The organism is Bradyrhizobium sp. dw_411, from assembly GCF_018449695.1.
Classification (GTDB): Bacteria; Pseudomonadota; Alphaproteobacteria; order Rhizobiales; family Xanthobacteraceae; genus Bradyrhizobium.
The window spans coordinates 24,190-46,306 of sequence record NZ_JAAVUY010000024.1 but is presented as its reverse complement, the minus strand read 5'-3'; the positions used below and the strand labels follow the sequence as shown (position 1 = coordinate 46,306).

The 22,117-nt window shown below is 60.5% G+C and carries 20 protein-coding genes; 12 read left to right on the top strand and 8 right to left on the bottom strand.

The annotated features are described in order from the left end of the window. The first annotated feature begins 189 nt into the window (after window positions 1-189). Window positions 190-441: a hypothetical protein gene (locus HB676_RS30360; protein ID WP_213742178.1), complete on the top strand. Its 252-nt coding sequence runs from the start codon at window positions 190-192 to the stop codon at window positions 439-441. A 131-nt stretch (window positions 442-572) separates the two neighbouring features. Next, window positions 573-1,658 carry a retropepsin-like aspartic protease gene (locus HB676_RS30355; RefSeq protein ID WP_213742177.1) on the top strand — a complete coding sequence of 362 codons (1,086 nt, stop codon included), beginning with the start codon at window positions 573-575 and terminating at the stop codon, window positions 1,656-1,658. Between the two features lie 35 nt (window positions 1,659-1,693). Here the strand turns inward: HB676_RS30355 and HB676_RS30350 are convergent, their stop codons facing one another. The 4 genes from HB676_RS30350 to HB676_RS30335 form a co-directional block, all read right to left on the bottom strand. Next, window positions 1,694-3,310 carry a porin gene (locus HB676_RS30350; RefSeq protein WP_213742176.1) on the bottom strand — a complete coding sequence of 539 codons (1,617 nt, stop codon included), beginning with the start codon at window positions 3,308-3,310 and terminating at the stop codon, window positions 1,694-1,696. A 238-nt stretch (window positions 3,311-3,548) separates the two neighbouring features. Next, window positions 3,549-3,806: a hypothetical protein gene (locus HB676_RS30345; RefSeq protein WP_213742216.1), complete on the bottom strand. Its 258-nt coding sequence runs from the start codon at window positions 3,804-3,806 to the stop codon at window positions 3,549-3,551. Window positions 3,807-4,066: 260 nt separating this feature from the next. Beyond that, window positions 4,067-4,243 carry a hypothetical protein gene (locus tag HB676_RS30340; RefSeq protein WP_213742175.1) on the bottom strand — a complete coding sequence of 59 codons (177 nt, stop codon included), beginning with the start codon at window positions 4,241-4,243 and terminating at the stop codon, window positions 4,067-4,069. A gap of 319 nt (window positions 4,244-4,562) precedes the next feature. Continuing rightward, entirely contained in the window at window positions 4,563-4,874 is a 312-nt protein-coding gene (locus HB676_RS30335; RefSeq protein ID WP_213742174.1) for a hypothetical protein, read from the bottom strand. A gap of 216 nt (window positions 4,875-5,090) precedes the next feature. Here HB676_RS30335 and HB676_RS30330 point away from each other — a divergent pair, with 216 nt between their 5' ends. Both HB676_RS30330 and HB676_RS30325 read left to right on the top strand, forming a co-directional pair. Then, on the top strand, window positions 5,091-6,929 hold the full coding sequence (locus HB676_RS30330; protein ID WP_213742173.1) for a caspase family protein: 1,839 nt from the start codon (window positions 5,091-5,093) through the stop codon (window positions 6,927-6,929). A 61-nt stretch (window positions 6,930-6,990) separates the two neighbouring features. Beyond that, window positions 6,991-7,785: a transporter substrate-binding domain-containing protein gene (locus tag HB676_RS30325; RefSeq protein ID WP_213742172.1), complete on the top strand. Its 795-nt coding sequence runs from the start codon at window positions 6,991-6,993 to the stop codon at window positions 7,783-7,785. A 190-nt stretch (window positions 7,786-7,975) separates the two neighbouring features. Here HB676_RS30325 and HB676_RS30320 read toward each other — a convergent pair whose 3' ends face one another. After that, window positions 7,976-10,156, bottom strand: a complete 2,181-nt coding sequence (locus HB676_RS30320) for a PQQ-dependent dehydrogenase, methanol/ethanol family (RefSeq protein WP_213742171.1) — start codon at window positions 10,154-10,156, stop codon at window positions 7,976-7,978. 639 nt (window positions 10,157-10,795) lie between these two features. After that, complete coding sequence (locus tag HB676_RS30315) at window positions 10,796-11,725, bottom strand: hypothetical protein (RefSeq protein WP_213742170.1); 930 nt, start codon at window positions 11,723-11,725, stop codon at window positions 10,796-10,798. A 214-nt stretch (window positions 11,726-11,939) separates the two neighbouring features. Here HB676_RS30315 and HB676_RS30310 point away from each other — a divergent pair, with 214 nt between their 5' ends. From HB676_RS30310 to HB676_RS30290, 5 genes are all read left to right on the top strand, one after another. Continuing rightward, window positions 11,940-12,623: a DUF2848 domain-containing protein gene (locus HB676_RS30310; RefSeq protein ID WP_213742169.1), complete on the top strand. Its 684-nt coding sequence runs from the start codon at window positions 11,940-11,942 to the stop codon at window positions 12,621-12,623. Continuing rightward, on the top strand, window positions 12,620-13,309 hold the full coding sequence (locus tag HB676_RS30305; protein WP_213742168.1) for a GntR family transcriptional regulator: 690 nt from the start codon (window positions 12,620-12,622) through the stop codon (window positions 13,307-13,309). The genes HB676_RS30310 and HB676_RS30305 overlap by 4 nt, the downstream gene beginning before the upstream one ends. Before the next feature lie 16 nt (window positions 13,310-13,325). Further along, window positions 13,326-14,249 (top strand): ABC transporter substrate-binding protein, encoded by a 924-nt coding sequence (locus HB676_RS30300; protein WP_213742167.1) that lies wholly within the window; start codon window positions 13,326-13,328, stop codon window positions 14,247-14,249. A 62-nt stretch (window positions 14,250-14,311) separates the two neighbouring features. Then, the gene (locus tag HB676_RS30295) at window positions 14,312-14,692 is read left to right on the top strand and encodes a cupin (protein ID WP_213742166.1); all 381 of its coding nucleotides are present in this window, start codon (window positions 14,312-14,314) and stop codon (window positions 14,690-14,692) included. 30 nt (window positions 14,693-14,722) lie between these two features. Further along, complete coding sequence (locus tag HB676_RS30290; protein WP_213742165.1) at window positions 14,723-15,247, top strand: flavin reductase family protein; 525 nt, start codon at window positions 14,723-14,725, stop codon at window positions 15,245-15,247. Here the strand turns inward: HB676_RS30290 and HB676_RS30285 are convergent. After that, a complete protein-coding gene (locus HB676_RS30285; RefSeq protein WP_213742164.1) occupies window positions 15,132-15,836 on the bottom strand; it encodes a MarR family winged helix-turn-helix transcriptional regulator in 705 nt (234 codons plus the stop codon). The two genes, HB676_RS30290 and HB676_RS30285, sit on opposite strands and share 116 nt — an antisense overlap. A gap of 284 nt (window positions 15,837-16,120) precedes the next feature. Between HB676_RS30285 and HB676_RS30280 the strand changes: the two genes are divergently transcribed. After that, entirely contained in the window at window positions 16,121-17,626 is a 1,506-nt protein-coding gene (locus HB676_RS30280) for a 4-hydroxyphenylacetate 3-hydroxylase N-terminal domain-containing protein (protein ID WP_213742163.1), read from the top strand. Between the two features lie 105 nt (window positions 17,627-17,731). Next, window positions 17,732-19,012, top strand: a complete 1,281-nt coding sequence (locus tag HB676_RS30275; RefSeq protein WP_213742162.1) for an MFS transporter — start codon at window positions 17,732-17,734, stop codon at window positions 19,010-19,012. 143 nt (window positions 19,013-19,155) lie between these two features. Here HB676_RS30275 and HB676_RS30270 read toward each other — a convergent pair whose 3' ends face one another. Then, a complete protein-coding gene (locus tag HB676_RS30270; RefSeq protein WP_213742161.1) occupies window positions 19,156-20,586 on the bottom strand; it encodes a UbiD family decarboxylase in 1,431 nt (476 codons plus the stop codon). A gap of 123 nt (window positions 20,587-20,709) precedes the next feature. On the opposite strand from HB676_RS30270, the gene HB676_RS30265 reads away from it, so the two are divergent. Continuing rightward, window positions 20,710-22,041, top strand: a complete 1,332-nt coding sequence (locus HB676_RS30265; protein WP_346347457.1) for an MFS transporter — start codon at window positions 20,710-20,712, stop codon at window positions 22,039-22,041. Window positions 22,042-22,117 lie beyond the last annotated feature (76 nt).

Below are 22,117 nucleotides of genomic sequence, written 5' to 3'. Positions count from 1 at the left end.
ACGCCTGCCCCGCACTGACGGCACATCGGTCCGTCGATACGCCATGATCGAGCCGCTTCGATGAGCCGGAGGGCATATCTGTGCGGGGGAATTTACATCCAAAATGCGAGCAATAATGCTCGCAAATTGACGTGACCGGTTAGCAATATCCTAAAACGACAGCGGCCAATCTCGGTGCGGGAGAAACGCATGAACGACCGCATCAAGATTCAATGCTCCAAATGCCGCAAGCCTTTCAGCGAGAAGGCGCAACGGCTTCGCACCGGCTATCAGGTGCAGTGCCCCCATTGCATGCAACTTATTACCTTCGACAGCAGTTCGGAAGATCCCAACATCCGGCGCCCGCTGAAGGCAGCGCGGGATTTTCGGATCGCGGCCGAGGAAGCGATCGTGCAGGCCCGGATGGCGGCTCAAGCACCCAAACGCGACCCTGTATATTAAGCGCACGAACTCCCAAGCGTCACCGCGAACAACGTCGGCAAGGGTAGGATGGCCCCGATTGCCGGCTTGATTTGGTTTGCCCACCACACTTTCTGATTATATAGAATGTGGAGGACAACCTTGGAATAGTGATGCTCAGATACTGCGCCATTGCGTTGCTTCTCGCCGCTATTCCACACACCGTGAGTGCAGGTTATCTGGACGAGAATCCCGAAGAGGTTTTCTCCGGCGTTTATGAGCGTATCGGTGCGCTGCCGGTGGCGGCTGCGCGTGATCCCTATGTCTGGCTTCGCCTCCAGGAATTGAAGCGCGAGCCGTGCGATCAAAAGAGCATCGCCGATCTGGCGCTCGCGCTCGACAAGCTCGGCTACCGGCGCGAGGCGGCGGACGGGCTCTACCGATTCGTCAGGAATTGCGGCGCGCCGCTCAACGCACTCAGTCAATCCGCCAACATCTACCTGAAGCTGACCGACTATCCCAAGGCCGTCGAAGTCGCCGACGAGTATGTGAGGCGTGCGGCAACCGACAGCAGCGCGCATTATCTGCGCGCCATCGCTTTGGACGGGGCCGGAGATTTCCAGCGCGCGCTGGCCGATTATTCCGACGCGATCGAGCTCTATGGCGCCGACAAAAAGAGCGTTTCGAGCAGCGTCTTCCTTCGCATGGCGAAAGCCTATGCGTCGCTCAAGCGGTTCTGCGAAGCGGCCGCGCCGATCAACCTGTGGATTTCGCTGGACCCCGCCAGCCGCGATACCAGCCGGTCGCAAAAGATCGTTTCCGACTACGAGTTGCAGGGCAATTGCGCTTCTTCGAAGGAGTTTCAGAAAGAGAGCTATCCCGTGCGCGGACAGCGGAACGTCGTCACGGTGAAGGCCGAAATCAACGGCGTGCGCGGCCTGTTCGTTCTCGATACCGGCGCGAGCTATGTGAGCATGAAAACCGCCTTCGCGGGCCGCGCCAGGATTTCCCTGACCGGCGCCAGCGAGGTCACGCTGATGACGGCCAACGGAATGGCCAAAGCCAAACTGTCGAAAGCCGACAAGGTGCAGCTCGGGAAACTGGAGGCGACCAATGTTCCCGTCGTCGTCCAGGATGCCGACGAAAAGAGCTACGGCACCGGTGTCGACGGGCTGCTCGGCATGAGCTTCCTGTCGCGGTTCGAAGTCCAGATGGCCGGTGGATCAATCGAAATCCGGACACGAAGCGCGAAGAAGTAACCCGAAAGCCGACAGGACTTGCGCTTGTTCGGATATCAGAACTGGTAGCGCAGGCCGAGGCCGGGATCGAATGCCGACGCCTTGTTGGAGGTGTTGCCCGGCGTTCCGTTCGTCAGCAGGAAGCCGTTGGCGAGACCGTTCTGCACCTGCGACCACATCACGCCGGCGTAGAAATCGAAGTGTTTGGCAAAGCGCCAGTCGGCGACAAAGGAAACCGCGTCCAGCGTTCCGCTGCAACCGGCCGAAACAACGGTGTTGCAGGTGCCCGTCGGGTTGCTGCCGTTGCCGATGATGAAGCTGTTCTGGAGCTCGTGGTAATAAGCGACAGACAAATCGAGATCGGAGCGGACCGAATATTTCCCGCCAACCCAGAACACCTGAAGAATGCGGTCGGTGGTGAAATTGGTGTTGTTGGGATTGGTAATGACATAGCCGCCCTCAAGGAAGGCACCGGCCCCCAGCGGATTAGTCGGGTTGGCGAAATCGATATGCTCGTAACCGGCAAACAGCTTGAGCGGCCCGATGGTGTATTTGGCCGCGACCTGGAACACGGTGTTGTCGGATATCGTCGCGGCGACCTGCCCGCTTCCCATGGCCAGGCCAGCGGCGTTGGCCGCCGTGACTTGCACCGCCGTCAGAGGCGATGAGGAAACCGCGTCGTAGATCTTGCCACCGATGAAATCCATCGAGAGGCCGAGATAATCGAAGCCAACATCGCCTTCGAAGGCGTTGCCGGTGCCGCTGTTGCCGCCGTTCCTGAGCTGGGTTTCCACGGCAAACCGAACCGGACCGACATTCACCCGATATTCGAACGAGTTGTCGTAGATACGATTCGCGGTATCGCCGCCGCCGCCCGACGCGCCCTGGAAGGTGATCACGGACCACGCGTTCGAACCGGAAATCGGATCGTAATTGGTGACGAGGTCCGAGCTCAGGGCGTTTTGGCGGCCATAAGTCAATGTGCCGTAGACCGGCGAACTGATACCGGCATAGGCCGCGCCGTTGAACATCTGGCCGTCCTTGGACGAATCGCCAAACGCGGTTTGCTGGGCAAGCGACAATCCATTGTTTTGCACGATGGACCCGAGTCCGTTGAGATTCATTCCGCTCAGCGGGTTAAATTGCGACTGCAAATTGAATACGGCGTAGAGATTGTCGGCAATCTCCTGCTTGCCCCGCAGGCCGAGAAAAGACGTGCTGAGGTTGTTGGGGCTGGCGCCGAAATACGACCCGCCCGAGTTCTTCGACACCAGCCAGTTCAGCGGCGTGGTGGCAACGTTGTTCAACGGGGCGCCGTGGTTCTGATAGCTCAGGCCAACGTCGAAATTGCCGTACAAACACATGCCCTTCCAGCACAGGTCATCACTTACCGGAGCCGGAGCCTTGACCGCGGCCTTGTAGGGCAAATCGGCGGCCATCGCATCGGTCGGGTTGATGCCCGAACTCGCGGGCTTCGCGACCGGCGTTGTTTCCAACGCCTTCTGCCGCTTTTCGAGATCGGCGAGCCTTCTGGTCATCGCCTGGTTTTGTTCGTGAAGCTGCCTGGCCTGAGCCTGGATATCCGAGAGCTCGTCGGCGTGAGCTGCCGCCGCGAAGACCAGGACGGCGGTTGCTGACAAGATTGCCGGTGCTGAAATGAATGTTTTTCGCACGTGAGTCCCCCAAAATAACGGCGCAGACTTTCCACGAAACAAGATCGAACCTCGAACAAAGGCCGTCCGCACCTTTTTGCGCCTCGGCGCGCCAAAAGTCTGTAACCGGTCCGCCACAGGGAAGCTTAAAATACCGCCGTGCAGGTCACTTCCTTGCAGCGCGCTTTTTTCGCGCGCGCAACGTGCAATCCAACCATGCGGGGACGCCAGATATCAGATCAAAGCAATTTTGATCGGATCACAGCAATTTCGCGCGCACGAACAGGGCTCGAAGCGCGTTAGTCGCCTGAACGGTCATCATCGCGTTTTCAGCAGCCGCTTCCAGCGCAACTTTGGCATCGTTGTGGAGCGACTGAAATTCCATCCATTCAACCGCACTGAGGCTGGTCACGAACCGATAGGCCTGGCCGACCGTACCGATATCAACGGTCTCGCCATTCAATTTAATTCGAAACGTCGCCTTCAGCGGCGTGTCAGATTTTGATGTGTCGGTCATTGCACCCTGTTTGCGCAATGGCACCGGGCAAAGTCAATCCGCTATCTTTGGCGCGGAAGATTCCAGCCGCGCAAGGAGGCGATCGGTGAATGGCCTTCTCAATCCGGCTTTAATCAAAGAAGCGGCCTCAGCGCTGGACGTGCTGAGGCCGGGAGTTGGGGCGTGTCGAAATTGGGGGTCGCGACACCGTTGCATAACCGGCCAGCCTGCCGGCCGTTCCTAACGAGGCGCGCTATTTTGATGGCTTGCTTGCGATTGAGTCAGATTTTGAGCTCGCGGACAAACCGAAGCCCGGCGATCGTCAGTTTTTGTTCGTCGTTTTCCGACCTCTGTTCGAGGAATCTCGAGACTTTTTCTCTGACAACCAGTTCGTCAGCCGGGGTCAAGTTTACGATCATGCCGTAGGTGCGCATGACGCGATCGATCGCTTGTTCCATGGAACTCTCCCCAAGATGATGCTGGAACTCAACTCACCAGGGGAACAAAAGTTCCGCCTACGCGTTTTCGCGGGTGACACGATGCGGAGGATCGCGAATGGTTATGTCAACCCGCTGTTTGAAATGCGGAAAACGGCTTGTCCCATTTCACGCATTAAACGGCAGGACCGAGTTTCAATGCATCTGGTGCACCGATCCAATCAAGGGCGTCGGCGCGAAGTGGGCAGACAGCCCGTTGGCGGGCGCAGGCGAGCCCACGTTTTTAGCTGCCACGCCGTCCACATAAATCTGCGGCTAACCGGCGTCTGCGCATCTGACTTCACTGCAGGTCGGCGTCCACAGGCACCAGAAATGCAAACACGTAGCCATCATATTCCCGGCGGAATTGTTCCAGCTCCAATGCGATGTGCAATTCGGTGACCTCGCATGGCTTGGCATGGCGGATTCTCAAGTCCGACGTGCTGTCCCAGATCGGGCGACCGCCTGAGCGATAGGTCGCAAGCTCACCCCAGAACCAATCCTGAGAGCAAAAGGTTCGAGCGTGTTCAATGTCGCCGGCGAAAAGCGCGAGCACCGCTCGTCCGCCGACCTCCAGGACGAACGCCTGTTGAATTTTTTGCCGCTCGCCCATGAACATCTTTGCCAGACGGGTTCGACGCGAACCCTTGAATAAACCCTTGGCAAGATGAACTCTGAATCCTCAGCTTTATTCCGGAATGCGCCGGTGGTTTGGGCCGCAAATTTTACCGCAGATCACGGGAATATTTTTGCCAGGCCGCTGTTGCCGGCCGGCTCCTGTGGCATCGTCATGACTGCGTGATATGGTCGCACGCGCTGGAGGTGCGATATGTCGCGACGCCGTTTGTTTGCTGTTGCCCTGAGCTATGGGCTCGTCGTTGCCGCCGTCCCCTCCTTTGCGCTCGATCAACGCGATTTCAAGAATTGCGATCAAAGCGTCGATTGGGATCTCAAGATCGCCGGCTGCACCAAAATGCTGCAGGTGCCGAAGCTGCCGCCGGAGGCCCTCTCTGCGATCTACGCCGCGCGCGGCACCGGATTTGCCGCAAAGAACGATTTTTCACGGGCGATCGTCGATTTCGATGAAGCGCTGCGGCTGAATTCCAAAAGCATTGCCGCCCTGAACAATCGCGGCGCCGCATGGCTGCTCAAGGGTGAAAACGCCAAGGCCATCGCCGATCTCGATGCCGCCGTCGCCCTCGATCCCAAAAACCCGTCGATCTTCTCTGCACGTGGCACGCTGTGGCGGCAACTCGGCGAATACAACAAGTCGATTGCGGACCTCAACGAAGCCATCACCCTCGCGCCGAAAGTATCGCAGGCCTACAACAACCGTGCGCTGACCTGGAAAGATGCAGGCGAATACGATCGCGCGATTGCCGATCTGAATGAAGCGATCCGTCTCAACCCGGCGGACGAGAAGGCCTATGGCAACCGCGGAAACCTTTGGCGTCTCGAAGGCGATCTCGAACAGGCGCTGATCGATCTGAATACGCAGATCCGGCTGCACCCGAAGGATTCCATCGGGCTGACATTGCGCGGCGACACCTATCGCTACAAGGGCGAGCTCGACCACGCGCTCGCCGACTACAATGCGGCCCTGAAGATCGAGCCCGATGCGGTCGCCATCTTCACCGGCCGCGGATTGACGTATGAAAAAGCCGGCGATCTCACCCATGCCCGTGAAGACTTCAGGAAGGCGCTGACATCTTCGGAACAGTCGAAAATCGACGACAACCGAACCTCGCTTGAAACCGCGCGAAGCCGCCTCGCCGCCTATGATTCCGGCGATGCGCAGCCGACGATCCCCGCAGCGCCCGCGCGAGCTGCTTCGGAAACATCGATTCCAACGCCGGTCGCTGCAGCACCGATCCTGACCAAACCTGTCGCGGCAACGGCCATCGCGAAACAAGGCCGCCGCATCGCGCTGGTGATCGGCAATTCCGCCTACAAGAATGTGCCGGCGCTGACCAACCCGCAAAAAGACGCCAACGCCATTGCGACCTCGCTGCGTAATGTGGGCTTCGATACCGTCACGCTCGCGGTCGACGCGACGCGCGAAAAACTGATCGACAGCCTTCGCGCTTTCGCCGACGAAGCCGAGAAGGCCGACTGGGCGATCGTGTATTATGCGGGGCACGGCATTGAGGTGAATGGCCAGAATTACCTGATTCCGACCGACGCCAAGCTCGCCAGCGATCGCGACGTGCAGTTCGAGGCGATCCCGCTGGACCAGGTGATGGCGTCATTGGAAGGCGCCAAAAAGCTGAAGCTGGTTCTGCTCGACGCCTGCCGCGATAATCCGTTTGCACCGCAAATGAGACGGACGGCGCCGCCCGCTCCCGCCGTAGTCGTGGCCACTTCGACCGCCGGCGGCACCGTCAGTTCGCGCTCGATCGGGCGAGGGCTTGGCGAAGTCAAAGTGACGGGCGCATCGCTGGTGGTGTTTGCCGCCAAGCACGGCGAGACCGCACTCGATGGCGAAGGCGGCAATTCGCCGTTTGCGGTCGCAATGGTGCAACGCATCGCGACGCCGGGCGTCGAAATCAATAAAATCTTCCGGCTGGTGCGCGACGATGTAATGGAAGCCACCGCCGGCCGGCAGGAGCCCTACACCTATGGCTCGCTGCCGGGCAAGGAAGACTTCTTTTTCGTGGCGGCCAAATAGCTGATAAGCAGACGTGCCACTCGGCGGACATGCCTGGCCATTCAAGTTTTGGAGATGCGATATGTTACGACGCGATTTGTTCACGCTGGCGCTGGGCTCGGTATTCATCGCTGCGTTCGCGGTGACCGCGGGCGCGGAGGAAGCGCGCGATGTCGCGCCCACCGGATCGCTGCGCGTCGCAGTCGCGGTCGGCCCTGCGGCATCGGCGTTCTGGGCGACGCGCGATCCCGCCACCGGCAAGCCCCGCGGCGTGACCGTCGAACTCGCCAAGGCGGCGGCGGACAAACTGCATGTGCCGCTGCAACTCGTCGAATATCCAAGCTCGGACGACATCGCCGCGGCCGGCAGCAAGGACGCCTGGGATATTTCCTTCATGCCGGCGGAGGCGCGGCGTGAGCAGTTCGTCGATCAGGGACCGGCTTACGTCGCCTACACCAGCAGCTATCTGCTGCGCGCCGGCTCCGACATCCGCTCGGGCGCGGACATCGATCGCACGGGCATGCGGATCGGCTGCATCGAGGGCACGGCGACGTCGCGTACCATCACCCGTAACCTGAAAAACGCCACGCTGACAAAGTTCGTCAAGGCCGACGAGGCCGCGCAGATGATCGGCAGCGGCCAACTCGACGCGCTCGCGATGGGCACCGAAGCAGTGCAAGATCTGTCGCGAAAACTGCCCGGCACCAAAGTGCTGGACGAAGTGATCCAGTCGACCGGCGTGGTCGTGGTCGTTCCCAAAGGCCACGCCGCCGCCGGCGCGTGGTCCACGCATTTCCTGCAGGAAGCCAAAACCGACGGCACCGTGCGCCGCGCCCTCGATACCGGCGGCTCCGGCAATCAGAAGGTCGCGCCGTAAGGACACGCACTCTGCGCCATCCTTCGAGACGCATCGCTTTGCGATGCTCCTCAGGATGAGGGCTTAACTCCCTCGGGATGAGGCCCCCAACTCCCTCATGGTGAGGAGCGCGGCAACGCCGCGCGTCTCGAACCATCTGGCACTCACGCTTCGAGGCAAATCTGCCTCGAAGCGCGTTTCAACGCCCTCGCTACTTCGGACGCACCGCGTCGGCCGTGCCTTGAATGAAGGCCTGGATTTTCACCACGTCCGCATCCGTCAGCTTGCCGGTGAAGTCAGGCATGCCCGCTGCCGAGAATGGACCTTTGAACACGATGCTCTTCAGGTTCACGATGTTGTCGGTCGAGGTGTAGCCCAGATTTTTGACGTTGCCGCCCTTGTCGACACCGGGCACGCCATGACAGGTCGCGCAGGCCTCGACATAGATCGCGGTGCCGTCCGGCACATCCTTGGGATCGTATTTCACGCCCGAGAGCAGGTTGCCGATCTGGTACTTGGTGAACTCCGGCAGCGGCGCCTTGCCGCCGATCGCGAATGTATAGACCGTGCCCGGTCCTTCCTTGTCGGTGACGCGCTGGGTGATACCGAACACCCCGCCCCAGCCGACCGCGACCGACACATATTGCACGCCATCGATGACGTAGGTCGAGGCCGCGGCGACCACGCCGGTGCCGGTCGGAGTCTCCCACAGCTTCTCGCCTGATGTCGCGTTGTAGGCGATGAAGCGTCCGTCAGCCGTGCCCTGGAAAACCAGATTGCCGGCGGTGGTCAGCGTGCCGCCGTTCCACGGTGCCACATATTCGGCGTGCCAGGCTTCCTTCTGCTTGACCGGATCCCAGGCGATCAGCCGCCCGAACGGCAGGTTCTTCGGCGGCGTCGCGTTCAGCGTGAAGCCGACATTCCAGCCGGTGGTGCTGCCGAACTTGAACGGCGCCGACGCATTCTGCGTCAGCGTCTTCTCGCCGGTCAGATTCAGCGGCACACCCTGCGCCGGCAGATAGACCAGACCGGTTTGCGGATTGTAGGACATCGGATGCCAGTTGTGCGCACCGAACGGTCCGGGAATGCTGTCGAACGACTGGTCCGGCGAGCGGGCTTCGGGGACCTCGATCGGCCGTCCGTTGGCGTCGAAGCCGGTTGCCCAGTTCACATCGACAAAGTTCTTCGCGGAAATGAACTTGCCGTTGGTGCGATCGATCACGAAGAAGAAGCCGTTCTTCGGCGCATGCAGGATCACTTTGCGCGCGGCGCCGTCGATATTGATATCGGCCAGGATCATCGGCTGGGTCGAAGTGTAGTCCCAGTTGTCGCCGGGGGTTTCCTGATAATGCCAGACATACTTTCCGGTGTCGGCGTTCAGCGCCACCAATGAGGCGAGATAGAGATTGTCGCCGCCGGCGGGACTGCGCAGGTTACGATTCCACGGCGAGCCGTTGCCGGTGCCGATATAGATCAGGTTCAGATCGGGATCGTAGGTCATCGTATCCCATGGCGTGCCGCCGCCGCCGTTGATCCAATATTTGCCGGCGGGATCCCAGGTCTTGGCCGCCGCAACCATTGAATCGTCTTCAAACGGCTTGGCGGGATCGCCGGGAACGACGAACCAGCGCCATGCCTGCGCGCCGGTCTCCGCATCATAGGCCGTGATGTAGCCGCGCGCACCGTATTCGGCGCCGCCATTGCCGATCAGCACCTTGCCTTTGACGACGCGCGGCGCGCCGGTGATGGTGTAGGAATGCGAGTGATCGATGACGGTGTCTTTTTCCCAGACCTTCTTGCCGGTGACGGCGTCGATCGCAACCAGGCGGCCGTCATAGGCGCCGACATAGACCTTGCCCTTGTAGAGCGCGACACCGCGATTGACGACATCGCAACAGCCCTTGTAGCCGGCTTCGCGGCTGACTTCGGGATCATAGGTCCATATCCGCTTGCCGGTGCGGGCATCGATGGCATGAACGACGCTCCACGACGCGGAGACATACATGATGCCGTCGACCACCAGCGGTGTCGCCTCGACGCCGCGCACGGACTCCAGATTGTAGGTCCACTTCAGTCCGAGATTTTTGACGTTATCCGCGTTGATATCCCTGAGCCTGCTGAAGCGGGTCTCGGCGTAATCAAGGCCGATGGTCGGCCAATCCTTCGACGTCGCGGTATTCGCCGCGATGGAGGCGCCGTCGACCGCTGAAGTCACCGCCTTGATGTGATCGGCTGATCCTTTTGCCTGCGCGAGTGCGCCACCGCACAAGGCCAATGAACATATCGCCGCGGCGATGGATGTCCGCAGCAAACCAGGTCGCGGATGGCGCAGACCAAAGGCGCCGATCGCATATCGGCGAACGGAATCGAGCTGTCCGACAGAGCGTTTCATGCATCCTCCCAGTGGCCTCTAGCGGGCCTACGTCGATGCGAACCGTCTGTCATGGCCGGTTTTGTGCACGCGGGCACAAAACCCTGACCATCCGACGCTTGGGAAATTGTTTTCCAACGTCATCGACAACGGGTGAAAGTGTACCGGCGGTTGATGCTTCCGCAATTGCCGGACAACTGCCGAACCCGGGAAAGATTGGAAGAACGTTCTGCCAGTTTTCCCGCTATCGCTCCTGGCGAGGTCGGCTTGCTGAAAGGTTCCACCGTATGGCGGCGAGGCTCAACCGCCGCGCTTTGCGCAAACGCTCATGCGAATTGGGCGTTGTATCAGGCCATCGGCTTCGACGCGCCACCGGCGATGAAAAAGCCCCGTCCGAAAGGACGGGGCAAAGTCACATTTGGGTCGGTAAAACGTATATCTGGCATCACGTGGGACGCCACGGTGCAACCATATCATCGCGCCGGATCGACCGAGCCGGGAATGATTTTCGTCTCCTGGAATCCGGCCTCCCGTTTTCTTCGGGATTTTTTCCCTGAGCGCGTGGTGGGTCGCGATGGCGCATCGTGTGCAGCGGTATCCAGGCAAGATGGCGGCAGCGCAACGGCAAGGCTGATCCCGCCAGACATGGATTGTTGATTGTTATGATTGTTCGGTGCGTCCCGACGTCGACAGTGGTTCGCGCTCCGCTCGATTGTCGAGAAAATCGTCGATCCGGTCCACCGATCCCGCCGCCGTCAGGAGACGATCGAAAGCTGCATTGAAGCGTTCTTGCGCCATTTCATAGAGCGCCTGGTCGTAAGCGAGACGCCGCCACAGGATTGCTCTGACTTCCTCCGGGAGCCGGGCTCCGCCCGCTCCGCTGAAACGCGCATTGCCGATGTTTCGAGGCGCCGGCCAATTCAAGGACCACGCCAATAAACGCAGGCTGTCGACCAAACGCTCGTTCAATCCCACCAGGCCAATCCGGTCGAGACACTGTCGTTTAAAAGCTTCTACGTCTTTCTCGATATGCTCCCTCTTCCTGCCATTCCAAAATGGTTCATCCGGATTTGCAAGAAAGTAGCTGCATTGCGATCCACTTCCTTCGAACTCGAAGGATTCGGCGACCTCAATATAATCGCGCATGAAGCCTTCGACCTGGACCTGCGCATGATCGCGACCCACCGTGAGATTCCGTCCACGGGTGCTGATGATATGCCAGAGCAGGCTCATGAGCTGAGCCTCCGGCTCCCTCACAAGGGTGAAGAAAAATCGAGACGTGTTCCTGAAGGTGGCGGCATATTTATAGCCATCTTTCAGATAAAAATGGCCACGAATGAGCTGAAAATCGAAGGGTATGTTTTTCTCGATCGCTAATTTCCTGCCGACCGACACGAAGTGAGCCGGGTTCTCGCAAACGAACTGCCGATCCACCGGGACATGCTGGTCGATCCAGTCACTTGTGCTCGTGCCTCCTGTCTTGGGGAGATGCACAAACCCGAGCGGACGCTCTCCCGAGAAAGCGGCTTCATTCTCGTTCTTCGGCAATCCATATTGATCGGACGTTTCGCACAATCGCTTTTGTTGCAAGTTTCCTGCACTCCCGATGAATCATTCCTCATGGCGTGTGCGTGGTAATTGTGGACATTTTTCACCCGATTATTTCGAACGATTTCCATTCAACCGGATGGACGCATTTAAAAAAATTTCAGGTGATGGATTGCTCCGGCGGTCGTTGACAAATCCGATTTTGTGAAATATCAGACTAATATCTCTTTCATTTCTTGAACCGGCAAAACATCTCATGTCGCACACGACCCTGAAGGCAATTTTCGAGGATGGTGGATCGGCGCGCGCGCAAGAGGTGGATCTGAGCTGCGCCATCATCGCCGGCTGGACCGGGCGCGATCCCGCGGCGCTGGAAAAACATATCGTCGAGCTGGAAGCGCTCGGCGTGAAGCGGCCGCCGACCACGCCGGTGTTCTACCGGGTGGCGGCGACGCGCCTGACCAGCAATAACGCGATGGAAGTAACCGGCCCGACGTCGAGCGGCGAAGTCGAGTTCGTGATGCTGCAATGGCAAGACCGGCTCTGGATCGGCGTCGGCTCCGATCACACCGACCGCGAGGCCGAAACCTACGACGTGACGGTCTCAAAGCAGATGTGCGACAAGCCGGTCGCCGCCAAATTCTGGGCGTTCGATGCCGTCGCGGCGCATTGGGACCAGTTGCAGCTTCGCTCCTACATCATCGACGGCGATGGCAGCCGCGTGCTCTATCAAGCGGGCACAGTCGCCGGCATGCTCGCGCCGACGGACCTGTTGAAGAAATGGGGAAGACCGCTTGCCGAGGGCACGCTGATGTTCGGGGGCACCCTCGCCGCGCTCGGTGGCATCAGGCCGTCGCGGCGCTTTGAATATGAGATCGAGGATCCGGTATTGGGCCGCACCCTCTCCCATGGCTACGACATCGTCGAGATCTGCCAATGAGCACGCTGGCCAAAGCCCGCACCAGCGCGCGCCGGAAAGCCGCGCCGCGCGAGGCGGCCACGTCATTGCTCGATACCGCCTACGAAGAGATCAAGCACCGCATCACGATCTGTGCGTTCCGCCCTGGCGACTATCTCAACGAGGCCGAAATATCGACCACGCTTGGGATCGGCCGCACGCCAGTGCATCAGGCGCTCGACCGGCTGATGGTCGAGGGCCTCGTGCAGGTGATGCCGCGCAAGGGCATCATCGTGAAGCCCGTCAGTCTCGACGAAGCGCTGCAGACCATCGAGGTAAGGCTGCTCAACGAGAGCTATTGCGTACGCCTCGCGGCCGACCGCGCCAGCGCCGCCGAGATGGACGAACTGACCGCAATTCTCGGTCAAGCGCAAAAGGAGCTCGCCACCCGCGACGGCGAACGGCTGATGCGGCTCGATCGTGATTTCCACGGCGTGCTGGCACGATCGGCGCGCAACCCGGTCCTCACCGAACTGCTGGGCCGGCTGCACGATCGTTCGCTCCGGTTCTGGATTCTCTCGCTCAACACGCCGGGTCATCATCTCAGCGTGCAGCAGCAGCATCTGGCCATCCTGGCCGCGATCAGGGATCGCGACGCGGACGGAGCCGAACAGGCGATGCGCGCCCACATCGACGCCTTCCGCCGCAACCTTTTGCAGACCCTCTAAAGGACAACGATCAATCATGAAGCTGGCCATTCCCGATCTGATTTCCAATTCCTATTTCCCGGCGGTCGCCGCGGTCGAACTCGGGCTGTTTGCCAAGCAGGGCCTCGATGTCTCGCTGGAGCTGATCTTTCCGGTCGACAAGTGCTACCGATCGCTGCGCGACGGCGAGATCGAGTTCGTCGGCGGCTCGGCGCATTCGGCGCTGGCGGCGTTTCCGGAATGGAAGGGATGCAAGCTGCTCTGCGCGCAGGGGCAAGGGATGTACTGGTTCCTGGTGATGCGCGCCGATCTGAAAGCGCAGCGCGGCGACATCAACATCGTGAAGGGCCGCCGCATTGGTGCAGCTCCCTGGGTCGAGATGGGTCTGCGCCGCCTGCTGGTCGAAGCCGGCATCGATCCCGAGAAGAACGGCGTGACGATCGCGCCGGTGCCGGGCGCCACCGGCGCCAGCGTGAATTTTGGACTCACCGCGGCCAAGGCGCTTGAAGAGGGCAAGATCGACGGCTTCTGGGCCAACGGCATGGGAACCGAAGTCGCGGTCCAGCGCGGCGTCGGCACCGTGGTGCTGGACGTGCGGCGCGGCGACGGCCCGAAAGCCGCGTTCAATTTCACGATGGCCTCGATCGCGACGACCGACCGCCTGATCAAGGAACATCCGACCGCCGCCGCCGGTGCGGTCCGCGCCGTGATGGCCGCGCACGCCGCGCTCAAGGCCGATCCCGGCCTTGCCAAGCAGGTCGCGGCAAAACGCTTTCCCCCGCAGGAAACCGAGCTGATCGTCGACCTGATCAAGCGCGACCTGCCCTATTACGACCCGACGATATCTCCTGAATTCGTCGAAGGCATGAACGCGTTCGCGCGCGATGCCGGCATTCTCACCGGGCATCCGGCTTACGCCGACGTTGTCGCCACGCAATTCAGCGAACTCTGGAAAGCCTGACTTCAATTTGGGCCGGCAACACGCCTGCCCTGCAATTCCTCCTCTCTCGGAAAGATCGATCGATGGCCATCAACAAACTTCACGACGAATTCCACACGCTCGACATGGACAAGGGCTGGGAAGTGCCCGCGGGCTATCCCGCAGGCATCCAGCAGAAGATCCTGTCCGGCGGACTCGATGAAACCAACAAGCGCGGCAGCCGCACCCGTCTGCTTCACTTCGATGCGGGCACTTACACGACCATTCCCTTCGTGCATGAATATTGGGAAGAGGTTTTCCTGGTGCAGGGCGATCTCACCGTCGGCAACGACGCCAAGGGCCAGGGCGGCGACGCGTTTGCGCCTTTCACCTATGCCTGCCGGCCTCCCGGCGCCTATCATGGCCCGTTCCTGTCGAAGAATGGCTGCCTGCTGCTTGAGATTCACTATTACGATCCGGCATAAACCAGGGGACATCCAACCACGGAGGGCATCATGAGTTTCACGGACCGGGAATTTCGCGATGCCCTCGGACAGTTCGCCACCGGCGTCTGCGTGGTCACCGCGGAAGTCGACAATACGCTATTGGGGTCGACCGTCAGCTCCTTCAATGCGGTGTCGCTGGCGCCACCGCTGATCCTGTTCAGTCTCGCGCGCTCGGCCCTCACCCTGCCGCTGTGGCTGAAGGCCAAACATTTCGGCGTGACAGTGCTGGCCGAAAGCCAGAACGACATGTCGAACCGGTTCGCGCGCGGCGGTCCGGAGAAATGGAACGGGCTGGCTCCGCGGCGCGGCGCCAGCGGCGTTCCCTTGCTCCGGGACGGCCTCGTGACATTCGAATGCGAGACCTACGCCTTTTATGAAGGCGGCGACCATGAGATCGTGGTCGGGCGCGTGCTGTCCTTTACGCGGACCGAGACGACGCCTTTGCTTTTCCACGGCGGACGCTACCGCCGGCTTCATTCCGATCTGGCGATCGAGACGCCGCCGGATACCGAGGTTTGGCTTCACGGCTGGTGACGCGCTCCGCGCCAAAGGCCTGTTCTCCAAAAGGCTTGGCGGTCGACTTCTCCAGATGATGCCGCCGCACCTCCGCCAGCGCGGTTTCGGAATTTAAAATCAACTGCCGCGCGACATGGTGCGCGACTTTAAGCGCGTCGGGGTCGATGTCTCTAAACAGCGCGTCATTGATCAGCCGCACGAACGGCGCGACGCGGATGATCTCCTGTTCGCCATGCGGCATCAGCGAGACGCGCACACTGCGCCGGTCGCTGGCGCTCGGCCGCTTGGTCAGGAAGCCGGCCAGTTCGAGGCGCCCGACCTCGGTCGTCACATGGGTGGAAGCAAGCCCGACATGATCGGCAAGTTCGCGGATGGTGACGCCCTCAGTGCCCTGGCAGTGGGCAACCCCCATCAGCACCACGAACTGGCTTGGCGTCAGCTCGAGCTCGCGCCCGAACGCGTCCCGGCAGGCCAGCAGACGGCTCACGCTCTGCACCATCGCATAGATGCTGAGGCGGAATTCGGCGTCGGAGCCCTGCGTCAGGAATTCACTGCGCGAAATGGTCACAGGCGGCCGATAGGCTTTTGCGGTTTTCGATTTCTTCATTTTCGACCCAAGTCGTTCCCGAACCAATCATTCATGGCTAAGTCGTTCGCAGGCATCACGTTTTCGACCGTGTCGTCTTCAAACCGTGCTGACGCCCGAGCCATGAAGATCGAATCCCTTCCGACCAGAGGGTGCCGTCTTTTTGCGCTGCATGGTGAAATATCACGCGCAGATCAGCGTTGACAACTCCGGGATTTAGCTACAGCATGTAGATATTAGATGTACCAATTCATCGCGGCGAGAGCCAGCCCGGCTTCTTAAGCCGCTTTACGCGGAGGGTCGACATGAACGTGACGGTATCCCCTAAAGTGGAAGCAAGCGGCGCCACGCCGCTGCGCACAGGCGAGAGCTTTCTGGCCGATCTGCGCGCTACCAAGCGCACCGTCTTCGTCGACGGCGAACGGATCAGCGATCCGACCAACCATCCGGCATTTCGCAACAGTGCGCGAACCTTCGCCAGGCTGTTCGACTACGCGGCCGCGCCGGAAAACCGCGAGCGCATGACCTACACCTCGCCGGACACCGGCGGCCCGGTCTGGCGCTGCTTCCAGATCCCGCGCACCCATGCGGATCTGCGCGCCAAGCGTCTCGCCGCCGAGGGATGGGCGGAACAAACGTTCGGCTTGATGGGCCGCACGCCCGATCACGTCGGTAATTTCTTTGCCGGTTATGCCGCAAAGCCTCAATTCTTCGCCAAAGGCGGCGCCGGATATGCCGACAACATCGTGAATTTCTACAAGCACATTCGCGACACCCACAAATATGTCACCTACGCGATCGTGCCGCCGCAGATCGACCGCAGCAAACCGGCCCATCTGCAGAGCGACCCGACCCTCTATGCCGGTGTGATCAAGGAGACCGATTCCGGCATCGTCGTGCATGGCGGCCAGCAATTGGCGACCGGCGCGGTGTTTGCGGATTACGTCCAGATAAGCTGCATCCATCCGTTGCGGCCGGGCGATGAAAATTACGCCATCAACGTCGCGATCCCGCTCGACGCCCCCGGCGTGAAACTGTACTCGCGCCGCGCTTTCGCACGTGATGGCATGATCGCGGAGGACTATCCACTGACCACCCGCTTCGATGAGACCGACTGCTTCGTCGTGCTCGACAACGTTCATGTGCCGTGGGAGCGCGTGTTCATCTACCGCAACACCGAATTGTGCTTCCAGCAGTGGTGGCAGACCCCCTCGCATTCCTACGGCAACCATCAGGCGCAGTCCCGTTACGCGACCAAGCTGCGTTTTCTGCTCGGTCTCGCCAAGCGCATGAACGAGGCGACCGGCAATGATGCCGCACCGCCGGTGCAGGTGCAGATGGGAGAACTGGCCGCCTACGCCTCGATCGTCGAGAACATGCTGCATTCCCACGAGACCGTGGCGCCGATCGACGAGGAAGGCATATTGTGGCCGTCCAAGACCGCGCTCTATGCGGTGATGGCGCTGCAGGGCCAGATCAATCCGCACATGATCGACATCGTGCGCGAACTTACCGGTGCTGCGATGATCACGCTGCCATCGTCGTCGAAAGACTTCGACAATCCGGAATCGGCCAAGGATATCGAGCGCTACTTCGTGTCCGGCCAGATGGGGGCCCGCGACCGCGTCCGCCTGATGCGACTGGCGTGGGACTTCATCGGCACTGAATTCGGCAATCGCCACCAGCAATACGAGAAGTTCTACGGCGGCGCGTCCTATCTGGTGAAGACCAACATGTACCGCTCCTACGACTTCAAGCGCGCCGGCGGACTGGTCGACGCGGCCCTGGCGCTTGATCCCCTGGTATCATAACGCGCACGATAGTTGGCGCGGTGCATGCATGGCACCGCGCCGCAAGCTTCACAAGATTGCAAACTGCACAGGATCACACGTTTACAGCAGCCAACGGGGGCCCAGATGACCATAAGCGCCGAGACCGAGATCAACAGACTCGAACCATCCGCCACCCGATCCGGGGCCGTCGCGGAGGCGCCGGCGGCCCGGCGACGCTGGGTCATCGCCTTCATCCTGTTCCTGGCGGTTCTGTCGGCCTTCTTCGACCGCATCAGCGTCGCGGTGTTGTTCACCAACACCGACTTCCAGAATGCGATGGGCACGGGCTTCAACCCGACCCTGCTCGGCCTCTTGATGACATCGTTCGTGTTCGCCTATGGCTGCTCGGGGCTGCTTCTCAGTTTTGTCGGCGATCTCTATGGGCTGCGCCGCTCGCTGGCGATCGGCACGGCGTTCTGGGGCCTGTTCATGGCGCTGATGGCGGGCGCGGGCTCGTTCACCACCATGCTGTCGCTGCGCATTTTGCTGGGGATCGCCGAAGGCCCGCAATTCGCGATCACCAACTCAACCGTCAAGCGCTGGTTTCCACAGCGCGAGCAGGCGCGCGCCAATTCGATCTGGATGATCGGCAGCCCGCTCGGCTCGGCGATCGGTTTTCCCCTGATGATCTATCTGGAAACGACGTTCGGCTGGCGGTCGGCGTTCATGTTCCTCGCCGTGCTCAATGGATTGATCATTCTTCCCCTGGTGCTGATGTTCCTGCGGGATCAGCCGCCTGGTGCGATTGCGCCGACAGCACCCGCGCCAGTGGCGCAGTCGTCCTATCTGTCGCAGGTCGGATTGTACTGCCGGGACTGGCGATTCTGGATGCTCGTGATCTTCAATTCCGCCGCGCTGATTTATTTGTGGGGGCTCAATAGCTGGCTGCCGAGCTATCTGATCAAGGTGCGCGGCTTCGATCCCCGCCAGACCAGTCTCTATTCGTTCCTGCCGTTTTTCATGATGTTCCTGGGCGAAGTCGGCGCAGCCACTTTGTCGGACAAAATCGGCCGGCGCGCCGCCATCTGCTTCGGCGGATTGTTCTCGGCAGGCGTCGCGATGTACGCGGTGTCGGCGGTGTCGGACGCCCAGACGGCCGCGATCCTGATCGCCGTCAGCGCGTTCTTCTGGGGCTCGGCGCTGCCGCCATTGTTCGCGTTGTCGCTCCAGATCATTCCGGCACGCGCCGTGGCATCGGGGGTCGGCGTTTTCAACGGCATCGGAAATATCGTCGGTGCGCTCTCGCCGGTCGCGATCGGCGCGCTGATCGCACACACCGGCTCGTTCGATGCCGGCCTGATGGTGCTGGTCGGCGCGACGATCCTGGGGTCGGCCGCGATGATCCCGCTGATCAGAAAGTTCTGATCGAGCGGCGAACACGCAACCCTCATGGTGAGGAGCGCGGCGCGCCGCGCGTCTCGAACCATCTGGCACCGTACCTGCAGCCATCCTTCGAGACGCGGCCAAGTGGCGGCTCCTCAGGATGAGGCCGAGCTGGGTCTTTGGGATCACCTTTGATCGAGCACGTGTCCCCAGCGCCTGCGAATCTCGAGCGCATCTGCGAGGGTGAGCGCCGAAGTACGCGGGTAGGTTTCAATGTGCTGGAACGGGATGCAGGCGTCGATGATCATCTTGGAGTTCGACGTCAGACCGATGCTGCGGTGGCTGGCTGGAATTCGAGGATCAAGGGAGGAACTCCACGCATTGCGGATAATGTCGACGTCTTCGCTCGGCTCAGCTCGTGTCGTGACGGCCCACATCACATCGGCCAGATTGGACGGATCGACATCATCGTCCACGAGAACGACGATCCGGCCCATATAGCTGTTTGCAGCCGCGACGAGGCCGGCGCGTTTGGCGTGGCCGGCATAACGTTGCTTCAGCGCAATGACGATCATCAGTTGGGAAACGTGCTGCCAGGCGCCAACCACGTCCGCTATACCGACCGCCTCGAGATTGCTCCAGATGCCGGCGGCACGCAGCGGCAGACCAAAATGGAAGCGGGGCGGTTTCAGCGGAGGCGAACCGAGCAGGATCGGGTTGGTGCGATGATGCGTGGCCGTGACGTGCATGACGGGAGCAGGCCGCTTCTCGGCTGCGTAATATCCTGTGAACTCGCCGAAGGGTCCTTCCGGCAGGCTCTCTTCAGCGAAAGGCATCAGCATGCCCTCGAGCACGATCTCCGCCCTCGCCGGAATCGGCAGCCCGGTAACTGGCCCTGCGCAGACCTCGACGGGCGCGCCCCTGATCGCGCCTGCAAAGTCCAGCTCCGAGGCCCCCTCCGGCAGATACTCGAAGCCGGCGATGAACAGCGCAGGATCCTGGCCGTTGATGATCGCGATTGGGCAAGCCTGCCCCCTGTCCCAGTATTTCTTTGAGATCATCGCCCCGTGGCGGCCATTGTGATCGAATTGCACGGTCACGCGATCCCTGGAATGAACCTGCACGCGATAAATCGAGCAGTTGACCCATCCGGTATCGGGATCGCGGGTCATCACCACGCTACCCGAACCGATATAGGGACCTCCATCGTCCTTATGCCAGATAGGCGCGGGAAAGAGTGACAGGTCGACGGCATCGCCGGTTGAAGAGTTTTCCAGGTACGGCGCGTTCGTGGTCTGCTCCGGAGCGATCGGCTTCAGATCGACGCGCTTTCGTTTCCACTCCTGGAGCGCCTGCAGTGGCGGAAGATTCGTATCGATGCCCAAGGCAAGCGCCGCGCGACGCGCGCTGACAGTGGTGTTGGTAAAAATGCGGTTCCCGGCGGGCTGACCCGGGATGTCGGTGAACAAAAGCGCAGGACAACTCTCGCTGCCGGCCGCGACCTCCGTGATGGCTCCGATCTCGAACGCGAGGGCCGCGCCCTGAACTTTCCGCAGGTCACCCAGCTTTTCCACCAGCTCGATAAACTCTCGCAAATCGCGGTATTGAACGGCCACGTATCTCTCCAATGCACGCATAGTCGCTGAACTGACCTTATGTCGAAGTCCACAATACATACAAGATGAAGCTATTGTTCGGATGCTTGACACCTCCAACACATAACTACAATATGTATATATATGTACCGGGAACACAGGGCGGCAAAGCGGACGCCTCGCGCTGGAGCACCTGCGGTGAATGCTGAATCTCGGATCGCGCGCGCAGGCTACATCGGAAAATTCTTAAATCGTTTGGTAGCGGAAGGTGGTCGCGACGGCTGCCTCGTCATCATGACGTCTGCGCTCGGCGTTGGTGTTGGTCTGCTTGGGTTGCCTATCTTGACGATCGGCCTGTTCATGGCGCCGCTTCACGCCGATCTGGGTTGGACGCGCGCACAGATATCGGGCGCGTCGACTTGTATTAATCTGGCAACGATTTGCGCGGCTCCCTTTATCGGCGGGTTATGCGACAGGTTCGGCGTTAGACGCGTCGCGCTTGCCTCTTTAATGTCGCTGACGCTTGGTTTTTGCGCACTCGCAGCGATGAATGCTTCATTGACGCTCTATTACGGCATCTGGTTTGTGATGTCTGTTGGTGCGGTCGGAACAAGCGGGATCGTATGGACCCGCGCCGTCGGCACGTTTTTTGAGCGCAATCGCGGTCAGGCACTCGGCCTCGCGTTGACGGGGACAGCTTTCGCAGCACTGCTTGCTCCCTTGACGCTCGGCGTCGTCATCGCGGACTTCGGATGGAGATCCGGGTATCTCGCGCTTGGCGCTGTATCCTTGCTGACAATCCCTGTCGCTTTCCTGTTTTTCAAGGAACGCCACGACAGCGAAATCGCAAATGCCGGAGAGGCACCTATCGAGACGAGCGGGGCCAGCTTCTCTGAAGCAACCCACGATCCAAAGTTCTGGATCATCGGAAGCAGCATATTTCTCTCGGTGCTGGGGATGGGCTCGTTTCTCGTTCACTTCGTTCCGCTCGCGATCGACTCCGGCGTACAGCCGGTCGTCGCCGGACGGATGTTCGCCATCATTGGGCTCTCGATGCTGTGCGGGCGTATATTCATCGGAACTCTTCTTGACCGCTTCGATCCGATTGTCGTTTCTTCTGCCGCGCTCTTTGTTCCGACTCTGGTCTGCGGCCTGCTGCTTCTCCAACCTATTTCGCCAATTGCGACGACGGCGATGTCCGCCGCGTTAATCGGATTTTCGGCCGGTGCTGAAATCGATATTTTGCCGTTCCTGGTGGCGCGATATTTCGGATTGCGCTCCTATGGTGCGATCTACGGCAGTGAACTGGCGTTCTTTGCTGCAGGCAGCGGAATTGGCAGTATCCTGACGGGACATGTCCGAGACACCTCGGGGACGTATATGCCGGCTTTGATGGGCGGCATCCTGGTGTTTTCCCTTTCCGCGCTCATCATGCTTCTGATGAGAAGATCGCCCCGTGTTTCGCTCGCGGAATAGGTGGCGATAGACCGCTGATGAGGCGCGGACAAGGGCGAGAATGTGCTGTAGCAAGCCGCGAATAAGTAACCCTCAT

What these genes read in the sequence shown, in the direction of transcription:
- HB676_RS30360 (WP_213742178.1), top strand. Translation starts at nt 190, where the DNA reads ATGAACGACCGCATCAAGATTCAATGCTCCAAATGCCGCAAGCCTTTC.
- HB676_RS30355 (WP_213742177.1), top strand. Translation starts at nt 573, where the DNA reads ATGCTCAGATACTGCGCCATTGCGTTGCTTCTCGCCGCTATTCCACAC.
- HB676_RS30345 (WP_213742216.1), bottom strand. Translation starts at nt 3,806, where the DNA reads ATGACCGACACATCAAAATCTGACACGCCGCTGAAGGCGACGTTTCGA.
- HB676_RS30340 (WP_213742175.1), bottom strand. Translation starts at nt 4,243, where the DNA reads ATGGAACAAGCGATCGATCGCGTCATGCGCACCTACGGCATGATCGTA.
- HB676_RS30335 (WP_213742174.1), bottom strand. Translation starts at nt 4,874, where the DNA reads ATGGGCGAGCGGCAAAAAATTCAACAGGCGTTCGTCCTGGAGGTCGGC.
- HB676_RS30330 (WP_213742173.1), top strand. Translation starts at nt 5,091, where the DNA reads ATGTCGCGACGCCGTTTGTTTGCTGTTGCCCTGAGCTATGGGCTCGTC.
- HB676_RS30325 (WP_213742172.1), top strand. Translation starts at nt 6,991, where the DNA reads ATGTTACGACGCGATTTGTTCACGCTGGCGCTGGGCTCGGTATTCATC.
- HB676_RS30320 (WP_213742171.1), bottom strand. Translation starts at nt 10,156, where the DNA reads ATGAAACGCTCTGTCGGACAGCTCGATTCCGTTCGCCGATATGCGATC.
- HB676_RS30310 (WP_213742169.1), top strand. Translation starts at nt 11,940, where the DNA reads ATGTCGCACACGACCCTGAAGGCAATTTTCGAGGATGGTGGATCGGCG.
- HB676_RS30305 (WP_213742168.1), top strand. Translation starts at nt 12,620, where the DNA reads ATGAGCACGCTGGCCAAAGCCCGCACCAGCGCGCGCCGGAAAGCCGCG.
- HB676_RS30300 (WP_213742167.1), top strand. Translation starts at nt 13,326, where the DNA reads ATGAAGCTGGCCATTCCCGATCTGATTTCCAATTCCTATTTCCCGGCG.
- HB676_RS30295 (WP_213742166.1), top strand. Translation starts at nt 14,312, where the DNA reads ATGGCCATCAACAAACTTCACGACGAATTCCACACGCTCGACATGGAC.
- HB676_RS30290 (WP_213742165.1), top strand. Translation starts at nt 14,723, where the DNA reads ATGAGTTTCACGGACCGGGAATTTCGCGATGCCCTCGGACAGTTCGCC.
- HB676_RS30285 (WP_213742164.1), bottom strand. Translation starts at nt 15,836, where the DNA reads ATGAAGAAATCGAAAACCGCAAAAGCCTATCGGCCGCCTGTGACCATT.
- HB676_RS30280 (WP_213742163.1), top strand. Translation starts at nt 16,121, where the DNA reads ATGAACGTGACGGTATCCCCTAAAGTGGAAGCAAGCGGCGCCACGCCG.
- HB676_RS30275 (WP_213742162.1), top strand. Translation starts at nt 17,732, where the DNA reads ATGACCATAAGCGCCGAGACCGAGATCAACAGACTCGAACCATCCGCC.
- HB676_RS30265 (WP_346347457.1), top strand. Translation starts at nt 20,710, where the DNA reads ATGTACCGGGAACACAGGGCGGCAAAGCGGACGCCTCGCGCTGGAGCA.